This window comes from Nonomuraea thailandensis (assembly GCF_024172165.1).
GTDB classification, from domain to species: Bacteria; Actinomycetota; Actinomycetes; order Streptosporangiales; family Streptosporangiaceae; genus Nonomuraea; species Nonomuraea thailandensis.
The window spans coordinates 11,449,725-11,464,329 of sequence record NZ_JAMZEB010000002.1 but is presented as its reverse complement, the minus strand read 5'-3'; the positions used below and the strand labels follow the sequence as shown (position 1 = coordinate 11,464,329).

The following is a 14,605-nucleotide window of genomic DNA, read 5'->3' as shown; positions in this document are numbered from 1 at the left end:
AGCGAGAATCGATATCTTCTTCTCATGCCGGAACAGCAGACACGCCTGCTCGCGGAGCGCTACGAGCTCGTCACCCCGCTCGGGCGGGGCACGATGGGCACCGTGTGGCGGGCCCGCGACCGCGCGCTCGGGCGCGAGGTGGCGGTCAAGGAAATCCGCCAGGACCCGGGTCTCACCGAGGAGCAGCGGGCCGAGCTGCGCGAACGCATGGTGCGCGAGGGCCGCATCGCCGCCCGGATCAGCCACCCGTCGGTGGCCTCCATCCACGACGTGCTGATCCAGGACAACAGCCCGTGGATCATCATGGAGCTCATCGAGGCCCGCTCGCTGGAGCAGGTCATCGAGCAGGACGGGCCGCTGCCGCCGCGGCTCGTGGCCGAGATCGGCGTGGACCTGCTCGGGGCGCTGCGCGCGGCGCACGCCCAGGGCATCACCCACCGCGACGTCAAGCCGGGCAACGTGCTCATCACCGAGAGCGGGCGCGTGGTGCTGACCGACTTCGGCATCGCCAAGGCCGAGGGCGACTCCCGGCTGACGAAGACCGGCATGGTGATCGGCTCACCCGGCTACACCGCCCCGGAACGTGCCAGGGGTGAGTACACCGGCCCCGAGTCCGACATCTGGTCGCTCGGCGCCACGCTCTACTTCGCCGTCGAGGGGCGGCCCGCCTACGAGCGCTCCACGATCGCGGAGACGCTGGCGGCGCTGCTCACCGAGAGCGCCGACCCGCCCACGCAGGCCGGGCAGCTCAGGCCCGTGCTGAACGGGCTGCTGAACAAGGACTACCGGCAGCGGCTGAGCGCTGCCAAGGCGGAGACCCTGCTGCGCATGGTCGCCGACACCCCCACGAGCGAGATGCCGGTGCTGACGGCCGAGGCTCTAATGGCGCAGGAGGCCGCTTTGCCCGATCCGTTCGCCACCCCCGAGAATCCCGCCCCTGGCGGCCGAGGACCGTCCGGCCAGCCGCCCTACGGGCCTCCCGGACAGGGGCCCGGCGCCCCTGGTCAGAGGCCCGGCGGGCCGCCGGCCCGCGGCCCGGTGCCGGCCGGCGCCTCCGGGGTCGGCCACGCGATGCAGGGCATGAGCGGGCCTCAGGCGCCCACCGGGCCGAACGCCTTCAGCGGGCCTCCCGGCGCGCACAACACCCCGCCCGGGCAGCGGCCGACGGGAGCCCCTGGAGCCCAAGGTCCCCAGGGGCCCGCGTCAGGGCCCGGCGCCCCCACAGGGCCGCAGCCGGCACCGCAACGTGGCGGTCCCTCGGGGCCGCAGCCCGTCCCGGGACCTGGTGGCCCTGCCGGGCAGCGTCCCGCCGCAGGACCCGGCGGCCCCTCGGGGCCGCAGCCCGTCCCGGGACCTGGTGGCCCTGCCGGGCAGCGTCCCGCCGCAGGACCCGGCGGCCCCTCGGGGCCGCAGCCCGCCTCGGGACCTGGTGGCCCTGCCGGGCAGCGTCCGGCCTCGGGGCCCGGCGGCCCGTCCGGGCAGCGTCCCGCCTCCGGGCCCGGCGGCCCCTCGGGCCCGCACGCGGCCGGCCCGCACGCGGCGGGCTCTCAGGCGCACGGCCCCAACGCGCCGACCGTGCCGCAGGCCGCCGCAGGCCGGCCGCAGACGCAGCCGCCCTTCGCCACGCCCGCGCCGGACGCGGGCGGGCCCGCCGGGCCGGAGGGCGACTACGACCCCGAGCGGACGGTCAGCATCTCGCGCCCCAAGGGCCCGTTCCCCGCGGCGCCGGAGCAGGGCGGCCGGCCGCAGCGCCCCGCCGACGAGAGCTCCTTCGCCACGACCCGCATCCCGAAGGGCTCGCCGGGCCAGCAGGTCTACCCGGTGCCCGCTCCCCCGCCCGGCCAGCCCCAGCCGCAGCCGCAGCCGCAGCCAGGGCCACAGCAGCCGATGCCCCAGCAGGGCCCTCAGGGCCGGCAGTTCGGCGGGCACGGTCTGGGCACGGACCTGTTCGCGATCGCCGGCCCGCCGGAGGAGAAGGGCCCCGCGGGCAACCGCAACGGCATGCTGGTGCTCATGGCGGTGGCCGCCGCGGCCGCCGTGGTGATCGCCGTGCTGATCGTGGCGCTGTTCTCGACCTGAGCCCCCGAGGGGGTGCCTTCGGGCCGTTCGCAGCGCCGTGGGTCAGACTGGAAGTCATGAGTGAGTTCCGGATCGAACATGACTCGATGGGCGAGGTGCGCGTGCCGGCAGGCGCCAGGTGGCGCGCGCAGACCCAGCGGGCAGTGGAGAATTTCCCGATCTCAGGCCGGCCCCTGGAGCCGTCGCACATCGCCGCGCTCGGCCTGATCAAGGCCGTGGCGGCCGAGGTCAACGGCGAGCTCGGCGTGATCGACAAGGACATGGCCGAGGCGATCGCGCAGGCCGCCGCGGACGTGGCGGAGAACGAGCACGACGCCGACTTCCCGATCGACGTCTTCCAGACCGGCTCGGGCACCTCGTCCAACATGAACGCCAACGAGGTGATCGCGACGCTGGCCGAGGAGCGGCTGGGCCGGCCCGTGCACCCCAACGACCACGTGAACGCCTCGCAGTCGTCCAACGACGTGTTCCCCACCTCGATCCACGTGGCGGCGGCCACCGAGGTGACCTTCCACCTGCTGCCCTCGCTCGCGCACCTGGCGCAGGCGCTGAGGGAGAAGGCGATCGAGTTCGACGGCGTGGTGAAGTCGGGGCGCACGCACCTGATGGACGCGACGCCGGTGACCCTGGGGCAGGAGTTCGGCGGCTACGCCACGCAGGTCGAGCACGGCGTGGTACGCGTCTCGGCGGCCCTGGAGCACGTGCTGGAGCTGCCGCTGGGCGGCACGGCCGTGGGCACGGGCATCAACACGCCGCAGGGCTTCGCGCAGGAGGCCATCGCCAAGCTGCGCGAGGCGACCGGCATCCCGTTCCAGGAGGCCGCCGATCACTTCGAGGCCCAGGGCGCGCAGGACTCGATCGTGGAGCTGTCCGGTCAGCTCAAGGTGATCGCGGTGTCGCTCACCAAGATCGCCAACGATCTGCGCTGGATGGGCTCGGGCCCCCGCGCGGGGCTCGGCGAGATCAACCTGCCCGACCTGCAGCCGGGCTCGTCGATCATGCCGGGCAAGGTCAACCCGGTGATCCCCGAGGCCACGGCCATGGTCGCGGCCCAGGTGATCGGGAACGACGCGGCGATCACGTTCGCCGGCGCGTCGGGCAGCTTCGAGCTGAACGTGCAGCTCCCCCTCATCGCGCGCAACATCCTGGAGTCGATCAGGCTGCTGGCGAACGTCTCGCGCCTGCTCGCCGACCGCTGCGTCTCCGGCATCACGGCCAACGTCGAGCGCCTGCGCGAGTACGCCGAGTCGTCCCCGTCGATCGTCACCCCGCTGAACAAGTACGTCGGCTACGAGGAGGCGGCGAAGATCGCCAAGCAAGCCCTGGCCGAGCGCAGGACGATCAGGGAGGTCGTCATCGAGCGCGGCCACGTGGCCGCGGGCAAGCTCACGGAGGAGCAGCTCGACGCCGCGCTCGACGTCCTGTCCATGACTAGGCCCTGACCGTCCCGGCGGCGGCCTGCTGCGTGGCGTGGGCCCAGCGGGTGAGCAAGGAGAGCGCGGCGCCGGAGTCGACGGCGTCGGCGGCCCGCTTGTAACCGGCGGCCAGCGCGGGTGTGAGCTCGGCCGCCGGCGGGGTGCCGTCGGCGGCCACCAGGGCGGCGGCCGCGTTCAGCAGGACGATCTCGCGCACGGGGCCCTGCTCGCCGGAGAGCACGGCACGTGCCACGCCTGCGTTGTGCCGCGCGTCGCCGCCGCGCAGGTCCTCGGCGCGGGCACGCGGGATCGACAGGTCGAGCGGCTCGAAGGCGGTCCGGGTGACCCTGCCCCTGCGTACCACCCAGATCGTCGAGGGGCCGCAGGTCGTCAGCTCGTCGAGCCCGTCGTCGCCCCTGAAGACCAGCGCCGAGCAGCCGCGCTCGGCCAGCACGCCCGCCATGGTGGGCGCCATGGTCGGGTGGTAGACCCCGACGGCCTGCGCGGAGGGCAGGGCCGGGTTGGTGAGCGGGCCCAGGAAGTTGAAGACCGTGGGCACGCCCAGCTCGCGGCGCGGCTGGGAGGTGCGTCTCAGCGCCGGGTTGAAGGCGGGCGCGAAGCAGAACGTGATGCCCACCTCGTCCGCCACGCGCACCACGGCGGCGGGCGGCAGCTCGATCGCCACGCCGAGCGCTTCGAGCACGTCGGCCGCGCCCGCCGTGGAGGAGGCGGCCCGGCCGCCGTGCTTGACCACCTTGGCACCGGCGGCGGCGGTCACGATGGCGGCCATGGTGGAGACGTTCACGGTGTTGGCGCGGTCGCCGCCGGTGCCGACGAGGTCGACGGGGTCGCCGGGCACCCGGATCGCCGAGGCTCTGGCCAGCATGCCGTCGGCCAGCCCCGCCACCTCCGCGACGCTCTCGCCCTTGGCCCGCAGCGCGATCGCGAACGCGGCGATCTGGGCGTCGGTCGCCATGCCGGACATGATCTGGTCCATCGCCCAGGTGGCCTGGCGGGCGGTGAGGGAGGCGCCGTCGAGCAGCGTGGTGAGGATCCGTGGCCAGGTGGTGGTCATGAGTGCCCCTTCGTGTCTGTGCTCGACGGGGGGCACCCACTGCAACGGTGACGGCCGCCTCGTCGAGGCGGCCGTGCGCATATCGCCGGGAGGTCCGCCTAGGAGGCGGGCCACCACTGGGACGAATACGCGATCATGCCCTCACCTTAGCAGACGCCCTTGATCCACATATGCAGCCATCCATCTATGTCGTCCGCGCCCATGCGGCGCGGCGGGGTGAGCGCTTAGGGTGGCGAGGTATGGCGAAGGAGCTGACGGGGCGCACCGCGCTGGTGACGGGGGCCGGGGGCGGCATCGGGGCGGCGTGCGCGCGGCGGCTGGCCGCGGCGGGGGCCAGGGTGCTGGTCGTGGACCTGCGGGCCGAGCCCGCCGAGAAGGTGGCCGCCGAGGTGGGCGGCGCCGCGGTGGTGGCCGATCTGAGCGAGCCCGGCTTCGTGGCGGCGCTGCCCGACGAGCCGGTGGACATCGTGGTGAACAACGCCGGGTTCCAGCACGTGGCGCCGATCGAGGAGTTCCCGCCCGAGGTGTTCGCCACGATGCTCAGGGTGATGGTCGAGGCGCCGTTCCTGATCGCGCGCCGGGTGCTGCCCGGCATGTACGCCAGGGGCTGGGGGCGGTTCGTCAACATCTCGTCGGTGCACGGGCTGCGGGCCTCGCCGTTCAAGTCGGCGTACACGACGGCCAAGCACGCGCTGGAGGGGTTCTCCAAGGTCGTGGCGCTGGAGGGGGCCCCGCACGGGGTGACCTCCACCTGCGTCTGCCCGGCCTACGTGCGCACCGGGCTGGTGGAGGCGCAGATCGCCGACCAGGCCAAGGTGCACGGCATCCCCGAGGACGAGGTCGTGCGGGACGTCATGCTGGCCCCCGCGGCGATCAAGCGCCTGATCGAGCCCGAGGAGGTGGCCGAGCTGGTCGCCTACCTGTGCGGCCCCGCCGGGGCGTTCATCACCGGCGTGTCGCTGCCGGTGGACGGTGGCTGGACGGCCCGCTAGTGAGCATCCGGTTCCTGGAGCTGCTGGCCAGGGAGGCGTCCGCGGTCGAGTTCGAGGGCCCGATCATCCAGGCCAGGGCCGCAGGCGCGGACCCGGCGGCGATCGAGGAGCTGGAGCGGGCCAAGGTCGAGGCGCTCAAGGTGCGCGACCTGCTGAAACGGCGGGCCAGGCGCGAGGCGGAGCTGTCGGCGCTGTACGACACGGCCGGCGACCTGGCGGCGCTGCGCGACCTCGACGCCGTGCTGGAGGCCATCGTGCACCGGGCCAGGCAGCTCCTGGCCACCGACGTCGCGTACATGACGCTGCACGACCCCGAGCGGGGCGACACCTACATGCGGGTGACGGACGGGTCGATCTCGGCCAAGTTCCGGGCGTTGCGGCTGGCCATGGGGGCGGGGCTGGGCGGGCTCGTGGCGCAGACGGCGGTGCCGTACGCGACGGCCGACTACTTCGCCGACGCCAGGTTCCGGCACAAGGAGCACATCGACGAGGCCGTCAAGGAGGAGGGCCTGGTCGCCATCCTGGGCGTGCCGCTGCGGCTGGGGCAGCGGGTGATCGGCGTGCTGATGGCGGCCAACCGCAGCGCCAGGCCGTTCCACCAGGAGGAGGTGTCGCTGCTGGCCAGCCTGGCCGCGCACGCCGCCGTCGCGATCGACAACGCCAGGCTGCTGCAGGAGACCAGGAACGCGCTGGAGGAGCTCTCCCACGCCCACCGGACCGTCAGGGAGCACGGCGAGGCCGTGGAGCGGGCCGCCATGGCGCACGACCGGATGACCTCGCTGGTGCTGCGCGGCGGCGGCATCGAGGACGTGGCGGCCGTGGTGACCGACGTGCTGGGCGGCTCGCTGGCCGTGCTGAACGACCTGGGGCGGCCCATCAGCGGTGACGTGGGCGAGCTGGACGCGGGCGTGTTCGAGGCGGCGCAGGCGTCCAGGGCGCTGGGGCGCACCGTGCGCAGGGGCGATCTGCTGATCGCGTCCGTGGACGTGGGCGGGGAGCCGTTGTGCACGCTGATCCTGCGCAGCGACGACGCCGACGAGCGCATCCTGGAGCGGGCGGCGCTGGTGTGCGCGCTGCTGCTGCTGTTCCGCCGGAGCGTGGCCGAGGCGGAGGGGCGGGTCAGGGGCGAGCTGCTCGACGACCTGATCTCCCGGCCGGGCTCGCCCGGCCTGGCCGACCGGGCGCGACGGCTCGGCATGGACCTGGGCGCGCCGCACGTGGTGGTGGTCGCCAAGCACTCGGGGCAGCGCGAGCGGGCGGCGTTCTGGGCCTCCTCGCATGCCACGCTGCGGCACGGGCTGGCGGCGGGGCGGGGCGACGAGGTCGTGCTGCTGCTGCCCGGCGACGACGCGGGAGGGCTGGCGCAGCGCGTGGCCCGCGAGCTGACGTCGTCGCTGCAGAGCCCGGCGACGGCGGGCGCGGCACGCGCGGGCGAGCCCGAGGACGTGGCCGCCGCCTACCAGGAGGCCCGCAGGTGCGCGGAGTCGCTGATCGCGCTCGGGCGGGCCGGCGACGGGGCGAGCGCGAGCGAGCTGGGCTTCGTGGGGCTGCTCGTCGGCGACGGCCGCGACGTGCGCGGCTTCGTCGGCAGGACGCTCGGCGCGGTCATCGACTACGACGCCCGCAGGGGCACCGCGCTGACCGACACGCTGGCGGCCTACTTCGGCACCGGAGGCTCGCCCTCGCGCACGGCCGAGACCATGCACATCCACGTCAACACCGTCACGCAGCGGCTCGACCGCATCGGCAAGCTGCTCGGCGAGGGCTGGCTGGAGCCGGGGCGGGCACTGGAGATCCAGCTCGCCCTCCGCTTGCACCGGCTCGGCCACACAGACACGCCCGACACTATGGGTCCGAACGCTATATGAGTGACTCCGGTCACAACCTACGGTGACCGGCATGGCCACTTCCATCAAGAAGATCGTCGCCGCGAGCCTGATCGGCACCACCATCGAGTGGTACGACTTCTTCCTGTACGGCTCGGCAGCCGCCCTCGTGTTCAACAAGCTCTTCTTCCCCGAGTCCGACCCGCTGACCGGCACGCTGCTGGCGTTCCTCACCTACGCCGTCGGGTTCGTCGCCCGCCCGCTCGGCGGCCTGGTCTTCGGCCACTTCGGCGACCGGATCGGCCGCAAGACGCTGCTGGTCGTCAGCCTGCTGATGATGGGCACGGCGACGTTCCTGATCGGCTGCCTGCCGACGTACGAGACGCTGGGCCCGGCGGCGGCGCTGGTGCTGACGGCGCTGCGGCTCGTGCAGGGCTTCGCGCTCGGCGGCGAGTGGGGCGGCGCGGTGCTGATCGTCTCCGAACACGGCGACACGGCGCGGCGCGGCTTCTGGGCCTCCTGGCCGCAGGCGGGCGCCCCCGGCGGCAACCTGCTGGCCACCGGCGTGCTGGCGGCGCTGGCCGCCTGGCAGTCGGAGGAGGCGTTCCTGTCGTGGGGGTGGCGGGTGCCGTTCCTGCTGTCGGGCGTGCTGGTGCTCATCGGGCTCTGGATCCGGTTGTCGATCAGCGAGTCGCCGGTCTTCAAGGAGGCTCCGCCGGAGGCCAGGGCCCCGATCGTCGGGGTGCTGCGTCACCACTCCAAGGACGTGCTGGTCGCGATCGGCGCCCGCCTGGCGGAGAACATCTCGTTCTACCTGCTGACCGTCTTCGTCATCACCTACGCCAAGCAGACCGGGATCGACAACTCCACCGTGCTGAACGCGGTGCTGATCTCCTCGGGCATCCACTTCGTGACGATCCCGCTGTGGGGCGCGATGTCCGACCGGTTCGGGCGCCGCCCGATCTACCTGGCGGGCGCCGCCGGCATCGGCGTGTGGATCTTCGCGTTCTTCCCGCTCGTGGACACCGGCAACTTCCTGGCCATCACCCTGGCCGTCACGGTCGGCCTGCTCTTCCACGGCATGATGTACGGCCCGCAGGCGGCCTTCTTCTCCGAGCTGTTCGGCACCAGGACCCGCTACACCGGCGTCTCCATCGGCGCGCAGCTCTCGGCGATCGTGGCGGGCGCGCTGGCCCCGATCATCGCGGTGGCCCTGCTCCAGCAGTTCGGCAGCAGCGTGCCCATCTCGGCCTACCTCGGGGTGGCGGCGCTGCTCACCCTGGTCTCGGTCTACGCCGCCCGCGAGACTCGGGGCAGCGACCTGGCCGAAAGGATCTACGCGAAATGAAGGTCACCACGCCGAGGCTCACCCAGCACGTCCTGACCGTCGAGGGCAGGACCACCGGCGAGCCCGTGCTGTTCGTGCACGGGAACGTCTCCTCCGCCGCGTTCTGGCGCGACGCCATGGCCGCGCTGCCCGAGGGGTACCGCCCGCTGGCGGTGGACCTGCGCGGGTTCGGCGACACCGACCCGGCGCCCGTGGACGCCACGAGGGGCCTGCGCGACTACTCGGACGACCTGATCGAGCTGGTGGACGCGCTGGGCCTGGATCGGGTCCACCTGGTGGGCTGGAGCCTGGGCGGCGGCATCGTGCTGCAGGCGCTGCGCGACCGCCCGGCCGCCGTCAGGAGCGTCACGCTGGTCAACCCGATCTCCCCGTACGGCTTCGGCGGCACGGAGGGCCCTGAGGGGCGGCTCACGCACCCGGACGGCGCGGGATCGGGCGCGGGCGCCGCGAACCCTGATTTCGTGACACGGCTGCAGTCGGGCGACATGTCGGAGGAGTCGCCGACCTCTCCGCGCAACGTCTTCCGCTCCGCCTACGTCAACAACCGCCCCGTTCCCGACGAGGACTTCTACGTCCGCGCGATGCTCACCACCCGCGTCGGCGAGGCCCACTACCCCGGCGACGGCGCCACCGCCGACGCCTGGCCGGGCGTGGCACCGGGCAAGACCGGCGTGCTCAACGCCATCGCGCCCACCCACTTCCGCCTCGACGACCTCCACGAGATCGACCACAGGCCGCCGATCCTGTGGATCAGGGGCGCCGACGACGTGATCGTCTCGGACGCCTCGCTGTTCGACCTGGCCCACCTGGGGGCGCTCGGGGTCGTGCCCGGCTCCCCCGGCACCCCCGCCCAGCCGATGGTGAGCCAGACCAGGGCCGTGCTGGAGCGGTACGGGAGATACCGCGAGGCCGTGCTGGACGACTGCGGCCACAGCCCGCACCTGGAGCACCCGCGAGAGTTCCAGCGCCTGCTGGCCGAGCACCTGAAGGAGGCGTAGATGCTGGTCGCGCTCACGCTCGTGGCGAGCTTACTGACGCCCGCGAGCCAGCTCACGGTCCCGGGCGCCGAGCACGCCGAGATCGCCGCGCTCGACGACCTGACCACGGCCGGCACGGCGCTGACCGGCCACACCGACCCCGCGGACTGGGCCGGGCTGCACTCGGCCGCCACGGTCAACCCCACCGGCGTGCCCGGCCTCCAGATCGACGGCTACTTCCCCGACACCTCCACCGGCAACGCCACGCGCGGCTGGAACCACGACTCCCAGTTCGTGATCAGGCTGCCCGAGAAGTGGAACGGCGGCCTGGTCGTCTCCGGCACCCCCGGCAACAGGGAGCAGTACGCCAACGACTACACGATCTCCGACTGGGTCCTGTCGAAGGGCTACGCGTTCGCCTCCACCGACAAGGGCAACGTGGGCGTGAACTTCCACGAGGACGGCCGCCGCCCCGGCGACGCCATCGCCGAGTGGAACCACCGCGTCACCCAGCTCACCGTGGCCGCCAAGGCCGTGGTCAGGCAGCGGTACGGCAGGAAGCCCGAGCGCACGTTCGCCGCGGGCATCTCCAACGGCGGCTACCTGGTGAGGTGGCAGCTGGAGAACCGCGGATGGCTCTACGACGGCGGCGTGGACTGGGAGGGCACGCTCTGGCGGGTCAAGGGCGACAACCTGCTGAACTACCTGCCGCCGGCGCTCAAGGCGTACCCGGACGAGGCCGGGGTGCGGGCGGCCGGCTTCGCGGCGGGCTCGGAGTTCCTGTGGCCGTTCCACCGGCAGTACTACTGGGAGCTCACCCAGCAGCTCTACCAGAAGGAGCTGGACCCGTCCTACCAGGGCGCCGCGGCGGACTACGACTACGACGAGCGCAGGCCGTACGCCGCGGTGGCCAGGATCGCGCTGACCGGCAGGATCACCAAGCCGCTGATCACCCTGCACGGCACGCTGGACACGCTGCTGCCGATCTCGCGCGACTCCGATGTGTACGCGAAGATGGTCGGCCCGCACCGCCCGTTCCGCTACCACCGGATCGAGGGCGGCAACCACCTCGACAGCCTGGTGGACCTCTACCCCGACCGGCTCAGGCCGATGCTCCCGGCCTTCAGGAGCGCCTTCGAGGAGCTGGAGGGCTGGGTCAGTCCATGAGGTAGCGGTACCTGCCCGCGCGCGCCAGGCGCACGATGCGCCGCGCGCCGGGCAGCCTCCGGCAGAGCCGGTGCAGCGCGGTGTCGCGGACCACGGGCAGGCGGCGCTCGGGGTCCACGGCGGCGGCTGGGCGGGCCTGGATCCTGCCCCTGCGCATCTCCAGCGCGAACCGCAGCCCGACCTCCTCGTCAGGCGAGCGCAGCGTGCACAGCCAGTTGCCCGGCCCGAAGTGCTCGACGCCGGGCAGCAACCGCTTGACCGGCACCTTGGCCACGAGCTGGCCGGCGAGCCTGCCCGGCACCCCGGCCTCGACCAGGGCGGGCGCGCTCACCTCGCGGGCGCGCCTGCCGGTGCTGCGCATGACGAGCTCCAGTGGCGGGCCGCCGCTCGGCGGCACGTACGGCACCGGCAGCACGACGTACAGGTGCTGCCCGAGGTGCTTGACCGTCACGCCCGGCGACACCAGCTTGATCGACTCGGAGAACGAGCGCGGGTCGATGGCCAGCCCCAGCTCGCCCGAGTCGCTCCAGCACGGCACGACCAGCCGCATCCTGGGCCGCTGGGCCAGCACGCCGAGGCAGTTGAGCGGGCCGTCGGGGTGGCTGACGCGGCTCCTGGCCTGGTTGGCCCCGCTGAACATGCGCACGTGCACCTCCCACACCCCCGGCCGCAGCGGCTCGCCCAGGGCCGCGGTGGTGATGTCCACCCGCGTCTCGCCCTTGATGCGGACCCTGTCGCGGCGGCGGCCCGCGGGGACGCGCTCGACGCGCTGGGTGAGCGGCAGGAAGTGCACGACGCCCGTCTCGGCGTGGCGCACGTAGAGCTCGATGCGGGCCCGCTCGACGTCCCTGGTGATGTCGGTGACCTCGGGGGGCAGCTTCTTGGTCTCCAGCGAGCGCGGGGGGATCCAGTGCAGGCTGTCGCCGTCCACCTGGTACTTGTCCGGCCTGCCGTCGCCCGCCAGCACCTCGGCGGTCAGCCCGAGCACCAGGATGTGGGCGTCCCAGCGCACCTCGGTGAGGTCGGCGCGCAGGCCGGCGCGCCTGGTGGAGTTCGCCATGAGCACGATCTGGTCCAGGCGTCCCATGCGGACGTACGCGGCCACGAGGCGGAGCTGCACCGGCAGGTGGCGGTCCAGGTGCTCGGGGAAGCGCCGCTCCATGAGCTCCTGCACGACGCGGAAGTGCATGCCCCGGTCGACGGACGAGTCGGCGAACTTGCTGGTCAGCAGCGGGCGCAGGACGGCGTAGCGCAGCCAGTACGCGTACATGCGGTCGCGCTGGCGCCCCTCGCCCACGTAGGTGTCGATGTCGTCGAGCAGCTTGTGCAGCTCCTTGACGATGGCCCGCGGCTCCTCCTCGACACCGGGGCGCTCCCCGAGGTGGCAGCAGACGTGCTCGGCCAGCACCGCGACGACCTTGGCCTGGAGGAAGGCGCGCAGCACGAACGCCTGCTCCCCCATCCGGCTGCCCGGCACGGAGAAGCCCAGCTCGTGCTCCTCCAGGAACGCCCGCCGGTAGAGCTGCTGCGGGTGCAGCAGGGTGAGCAGGCGGTCGCGCAGGATGTCGGCCCGGCCGGTGCTGCGCGCGAAGGCGGTCATCGGCGGGCCGAAGTCGCGGACCACGCGGCCGACCAGCACGTCGGCGTCGGTCTCCACGGCGCGGTCGTGCATGCGCTCGACGGCGTCCCGCTCCAGGCGGTCGCCCGGCTCCAGGAAGTACACGTACTCGCCGGCGGCCGCCGCCAGGCCGACGTTGCGGGCGCGCGAGGGTGAGCCCGTGTACGGCAGGTGCAGGGCCCGGACGTTCCCGCGAACGGCCGCGATGGTGTCCAGGCGCTCGGCGGTCCCGTCGGTGGAGCCGTCGTCCACGACGATCACTTCGTACTCGTCCGGGGGCATCGTCTGCTCCAGCGCGGAGCGGACGCACGCGTCGGCGGTGTCACCCGGATTGTGGACATTGATGATCACACTGACCTTCACACCCATGCGGCCAGCGTGCGCCCGTATACCGGATCGGGCGCGGCGGCTTGCCGATTGGGGAAGGAAAGTTGACCCGCTCCGGACTTAATACCAACCGACGCGCTGCGAGTGGCCCCAGGCGGCGCAGGGCGTGCCGTAGCGGCCCTTGATGTAGCCCAGGCCCCACTTGATCTGGGTGGTGGCGTTGGTCTGCCAGTCGGCGCCCGCGCTGGCCATCTTGCTGCCGGGCAGCGACTGCGGGATGCCGTACGCGCCGGAGTAGCGGTTCATGGCCCGCTCGTTCCAGCCGCTCTCCTTGTGCCAGAGCCGCTCCAGGCAGCCCCACTGGTCGGCGCCGAACCCGAACGAGGCCAGCATCGCCTTGGCGGTGGCCTTGTTGCTGCCCGGCGAGGGGTCGCTGCCGGGCGGGAAGTTCTGGGCGGGGAAGCCGTCGCCGGCGGGGGCCTGCTCGGGCACCACCCAGTCGAGGCCCTTGCCGGCCGCGCCCGAGCGCTCCTTCTTGAGCTGGTCGGCCCGGTAGGCCTGCTCGGCCTCGGCCTTGAGCAGGTCGGCCTCGGGGTCGGGCGCGTACAGGTCGCCGCCGGCGAGCGCGCCGAGGTCGGTGAGCGACATGGGCGTCTGCGGCGGCTCGTTGGCGTTCTGAACGGCGCGGTAGGCGGTGTAGCCGCCGCCACCGAGAACGATCACCAGCGAGAGCACGGTGATGATGATGCGCTTGGGAGTGAAGCGCGAAGGCCGGCGCGCCGAGGGGAGGTCTTCCTTCGGGGGGCGCTCACTCAACTGCGGACCGGGGCTCACGAAGCATGAGCTTGCCCTGTCCTGGGGGGTGGTCCGCAACCGAAACGCGGGAATCGCTTGACGTAAATTTCACCAAGCAGCAGGTTAGCCCCGCGTTTCCGAAATATTGTGACTTTCGTCACAGTGTGGGCGGCTCCCCTTCGAGCGCCCGTTGACCGAAGGGAAGCCGCTTTCAGGGTCGCGGCCCATCTTCCGGATCACATCTATGCCTTGTCACAGTTTGGTGACATATACCGGGTAATCGAGACATGGAATAATAATGTGCGCGTGGCTGGCATCCTCCTCGTAGAAGACGACCCCTCGGTCCGCACGGCTCTAGAGCTGGCTCTGACCAGGCAGGGGCACTCCGTCACGTCGTACGCGACGGGTGAGGAGGCTCTCGACCACATCAGGGCCCGCCGCCCGGAGATCGCGATCCTCGACGTCATGCTCCCGGGCATCGACGGCGTCGAGGTGTGCCGTCGCGTGCGCAAGCTCGACCAGCTCCCCGTCATCCTCCTCACGGCCCGCGGCGACGACCTGGACGTGGTCGTCGGGCTGGAGGCCGGCGCCGACGACTACGTGGTCAAGCCGGTCGAGCCGCGCGTCCTGGACGCCCGCATCCGCGCCGTGCTGCGCCGCGCCGAGTCCGCCGCCTCCGACCGCATCACGTTCGGCGACCTCGTGATCGACCGGGGCGCGCTCAAGGTCACGCTGGCAGGCAAGGAGATCCACCTGACCCCGACGGAGCTGCGGCTGCTGCTGGAGCTCGTCCGGCACCCCGGTCAGGTGCTCAACCGCCGCTACCTGCTGCGTGCCGTCTGGGACCACACGCACATCGCGGACTCCCGCCTGGTGGACGCCTGCGTGCAGCGCATCCGCGCCAAGATCGAGCCCAAGCCGGCCGAGCCCGTCTTCATCCACACCGTGCGCGGCTTCGGCTACCGGTTCAGCCCTCCGTGATCCGC

General features: G+C 72.7%; 11 protein-coding genes. 8 read left to right on the top strand and 3 right to left on the bottom strand.

Annotated features, from left to right (window positions below; translation table 11 throughout):
• Positions 1 to 24 precede the first annotated feature (24 nt).
• Together HD597_RS57410 and HD597_RS57405 are read left to right on the top strand one after the other, a co-directional pair.
• Positions 25 to 2,079 (top strand): serine/threonine-protein kinase, encoded by a 2,055-nt coding sequence (locus tag HD597_RS57410; protein WP_253757101.1) that lies wholly within the window; start codon positions 25 to 27, stop codon positions 2,077 to 2,079.
• 56 nt (positions 2,080 to 2,135) lie between these two features.
• Entirely contained in the window at positions 2,136 to 3,521 is a 1,386-nt protein-coding gene (locus tag HD597_RS57405) for a class II fumarate hydratase (protein WP_253757099.1), read from the top strand.
• Here the strand turns inward: HD597_RS57405 and trpD are convergent.
• Positions 3,511 to 4,569, bottom strand: coding sequence for an anthranilate phosphoribosyltransferase (gene trpD, locus HD597_RS57400; RefSeq protein WP_253757097.1), 1,059 nt, complete (start codon positions 4,567 to 4,569; stop codon positions 3,511 to 3,513). The genes HD597_RS57405 and trpD overlap by 11 nt on opposite strands.
• 239 nt (positions 4,570 to 4,808) lie before the next feature.
• Between trpD and HD597_RS57395 the strand changes: the two genes are divergently transcribed.
• From HD597_RS57395 to HD597_RS57375, 5 genes are read left to right on the top strand one after another with little or no spacing between them, the layout of a single operon-like run.
• The gene (locus HD597_RS57395; protein WP_253757095.1) at positions 4,809 to 5,561 is read left to right on the top strand and encodes a 3-hydroxybutyrate dehydrogenase; all 753 of its coding nucleotides are present in this window, start codon (positions 4,809 to 4,811) and stop codon (positions 5,559 to 5,561) included.
• Positions 5,561 to 7,429 (top strand): helix-turn-helix domain-containing protein, encoded by a 1,869-nt coding sequence (locus tag HD597_RS57390; RefSeq protein WP_253757093.1) that lies wholly within the window; start codon positions 5,561 to 5,563, stop codon positions 7,427 to 7,429. Before HD597_RS57395 ends, HD597_RS57390 begins: the two co-directional genes overlap by 1 nt.
• A gap of 31 nt (positions 7,430 to 7,460) precedes the next feature.
• Positions 7,461 to 8,735: an MFS transporter gene (locus tag HD597_RS57385; protein ID WP_253757091.1), complete on the top strand. Its 1,275-nt coding sequence runs from the start codon at positions 7,461 to 7,463 to the stop codon at positions 8,733 to 8,735.
• Complete coding sequence (locus tag HD597_RS57380) at positions 8,732 to 9,733, top strand: alpha/beta fold hydrolase (protein ID WP_253757089.1); 1,002 nt, start codon at positions 8,732 to 8,734, stop codon at positions 9,731 to 9,733. Before HD597_RS57385 ends, HD597_RS57380 begins: the two co-directional genes overlap by 4 nt.
• The gene (locus HD597_RS57375) at positions 9,734 to 10,879 is read left to right on the top strand and encodes an alpha/beta hydrolase family protein (RefSeq protein ID WP_253757087.1); all 1,146 of its coding nucleotides are present in this window, start codon (positions 9,734 to 9,736) and stop codon (positions 10,877 to 10,879) included. It abuts the gene before it with no gap.
• Here HD597_RS57375 and HD597_RS57370 read toward each other — a convergent pair.
• Together HD597_RS57370 and HD597_RS57365 are read right to left on the bottom strand one after the other, a co-directional pair.
• On the bottom strand, positions 10,869 to 12,866 hold the full coding sequence (locus HD597_RS57370) for a glycosyltransferase family 2 protein (protein ID WP_253757085.1): 1,998 nt from the start codon (positions 12,864 to 12,866) through the stop codon (positions 10,869 to 10,871). The two genes, HD597_RS57375 and HD597_RS57370, sit on opposite strands and share 11 nt — an antisense overlap.
• Before the next feature lie 78 nt (positions 12,867 to 12,944).
• Positions 12,945 to 13,559 (bottom strand): aggregation-promoting factor C-terminal-like domain-containing protein, encoded by a 615-nt coding sequence (locus tag HD597_RS57365; protein WP_465263869.1) that lies wholly within the window; start codon positions 13,557 to 13,559, stop codon positions 12,945 to 12,947.
• 366 nt (positions 13,560 to 13,925) lie between these two features.
• Between HD597_RS57365 and HD597_RS57360 the strand changes: the two genes are divergently transcribed.
• Entirely contained in the window at positions 13,926 to 14,600 is a 675-nt protein-coding gene (locus HD597_RS57360) for a response regulator (RefSeq protein WP_185100819.1), read from the top strand.
• Positions 14,601 to 14,605 lie beyond the last annotated feature (5 nt).

Bases quoted from the DNA above. Each gene is read 5' to 3' on its own strand.
- HD597_RS57385 (WP_253757091.1), top strand. From the start codon at position 7,461: ATGGCCACTTCCATCAAGAAGATCGTCGCCGCGAGCCTGATCGGCACC.
- trpD (WP_253757097.1), bottom strand. From the start codon at position 4,569: ATGACCACCACCTGGCCACGGATCCTCACCACGCTGCTCGACGGCGCC.
- HD597_RS57380 (WP_253757089.1), top strand. From the start codon at position 8,732: ATGAAGGTCACCACGCCGAGGCTCACCCAGCACGTCCTGACCGTCGAG.
- HD597_RS57410 (WP_253757101.1), top strand. From the start codon at position 25: ATGCCGGAACAGCAGACACGCCTGCTCGCGGAGCGCTACGAGCTCGTC.
- HD597_RS57375 (WP_253757087.1), top strand. From the start codon at position 9,734: ATGCTGGTCGCGCTCACGCTCGTGGCGAGCTTACTGACGCCCGCGAGC.
- HD597_RS57405 (WP_253757099.1), top strand. From the start codon at position 2,136: ATGAGTGAGTTCCGGATCGAACATGACTCGATGGGCGAGGTGCGCGTG.
- HD597_RS57370 (WP_253757085.1), bottom strand. From the start codon at position 12,866: ATGGGTGTGAAGGTCAGTGTGATCATCAATGTCCACAATCCGGGTGAC.
- HD597_RS57395 (WP_253757095.1), top strand. From the start codon at position 4,809: ATGGCGAAGGAGCTGACGGGGCGCACCGCGCTGGTGACGGGGGCCGGG.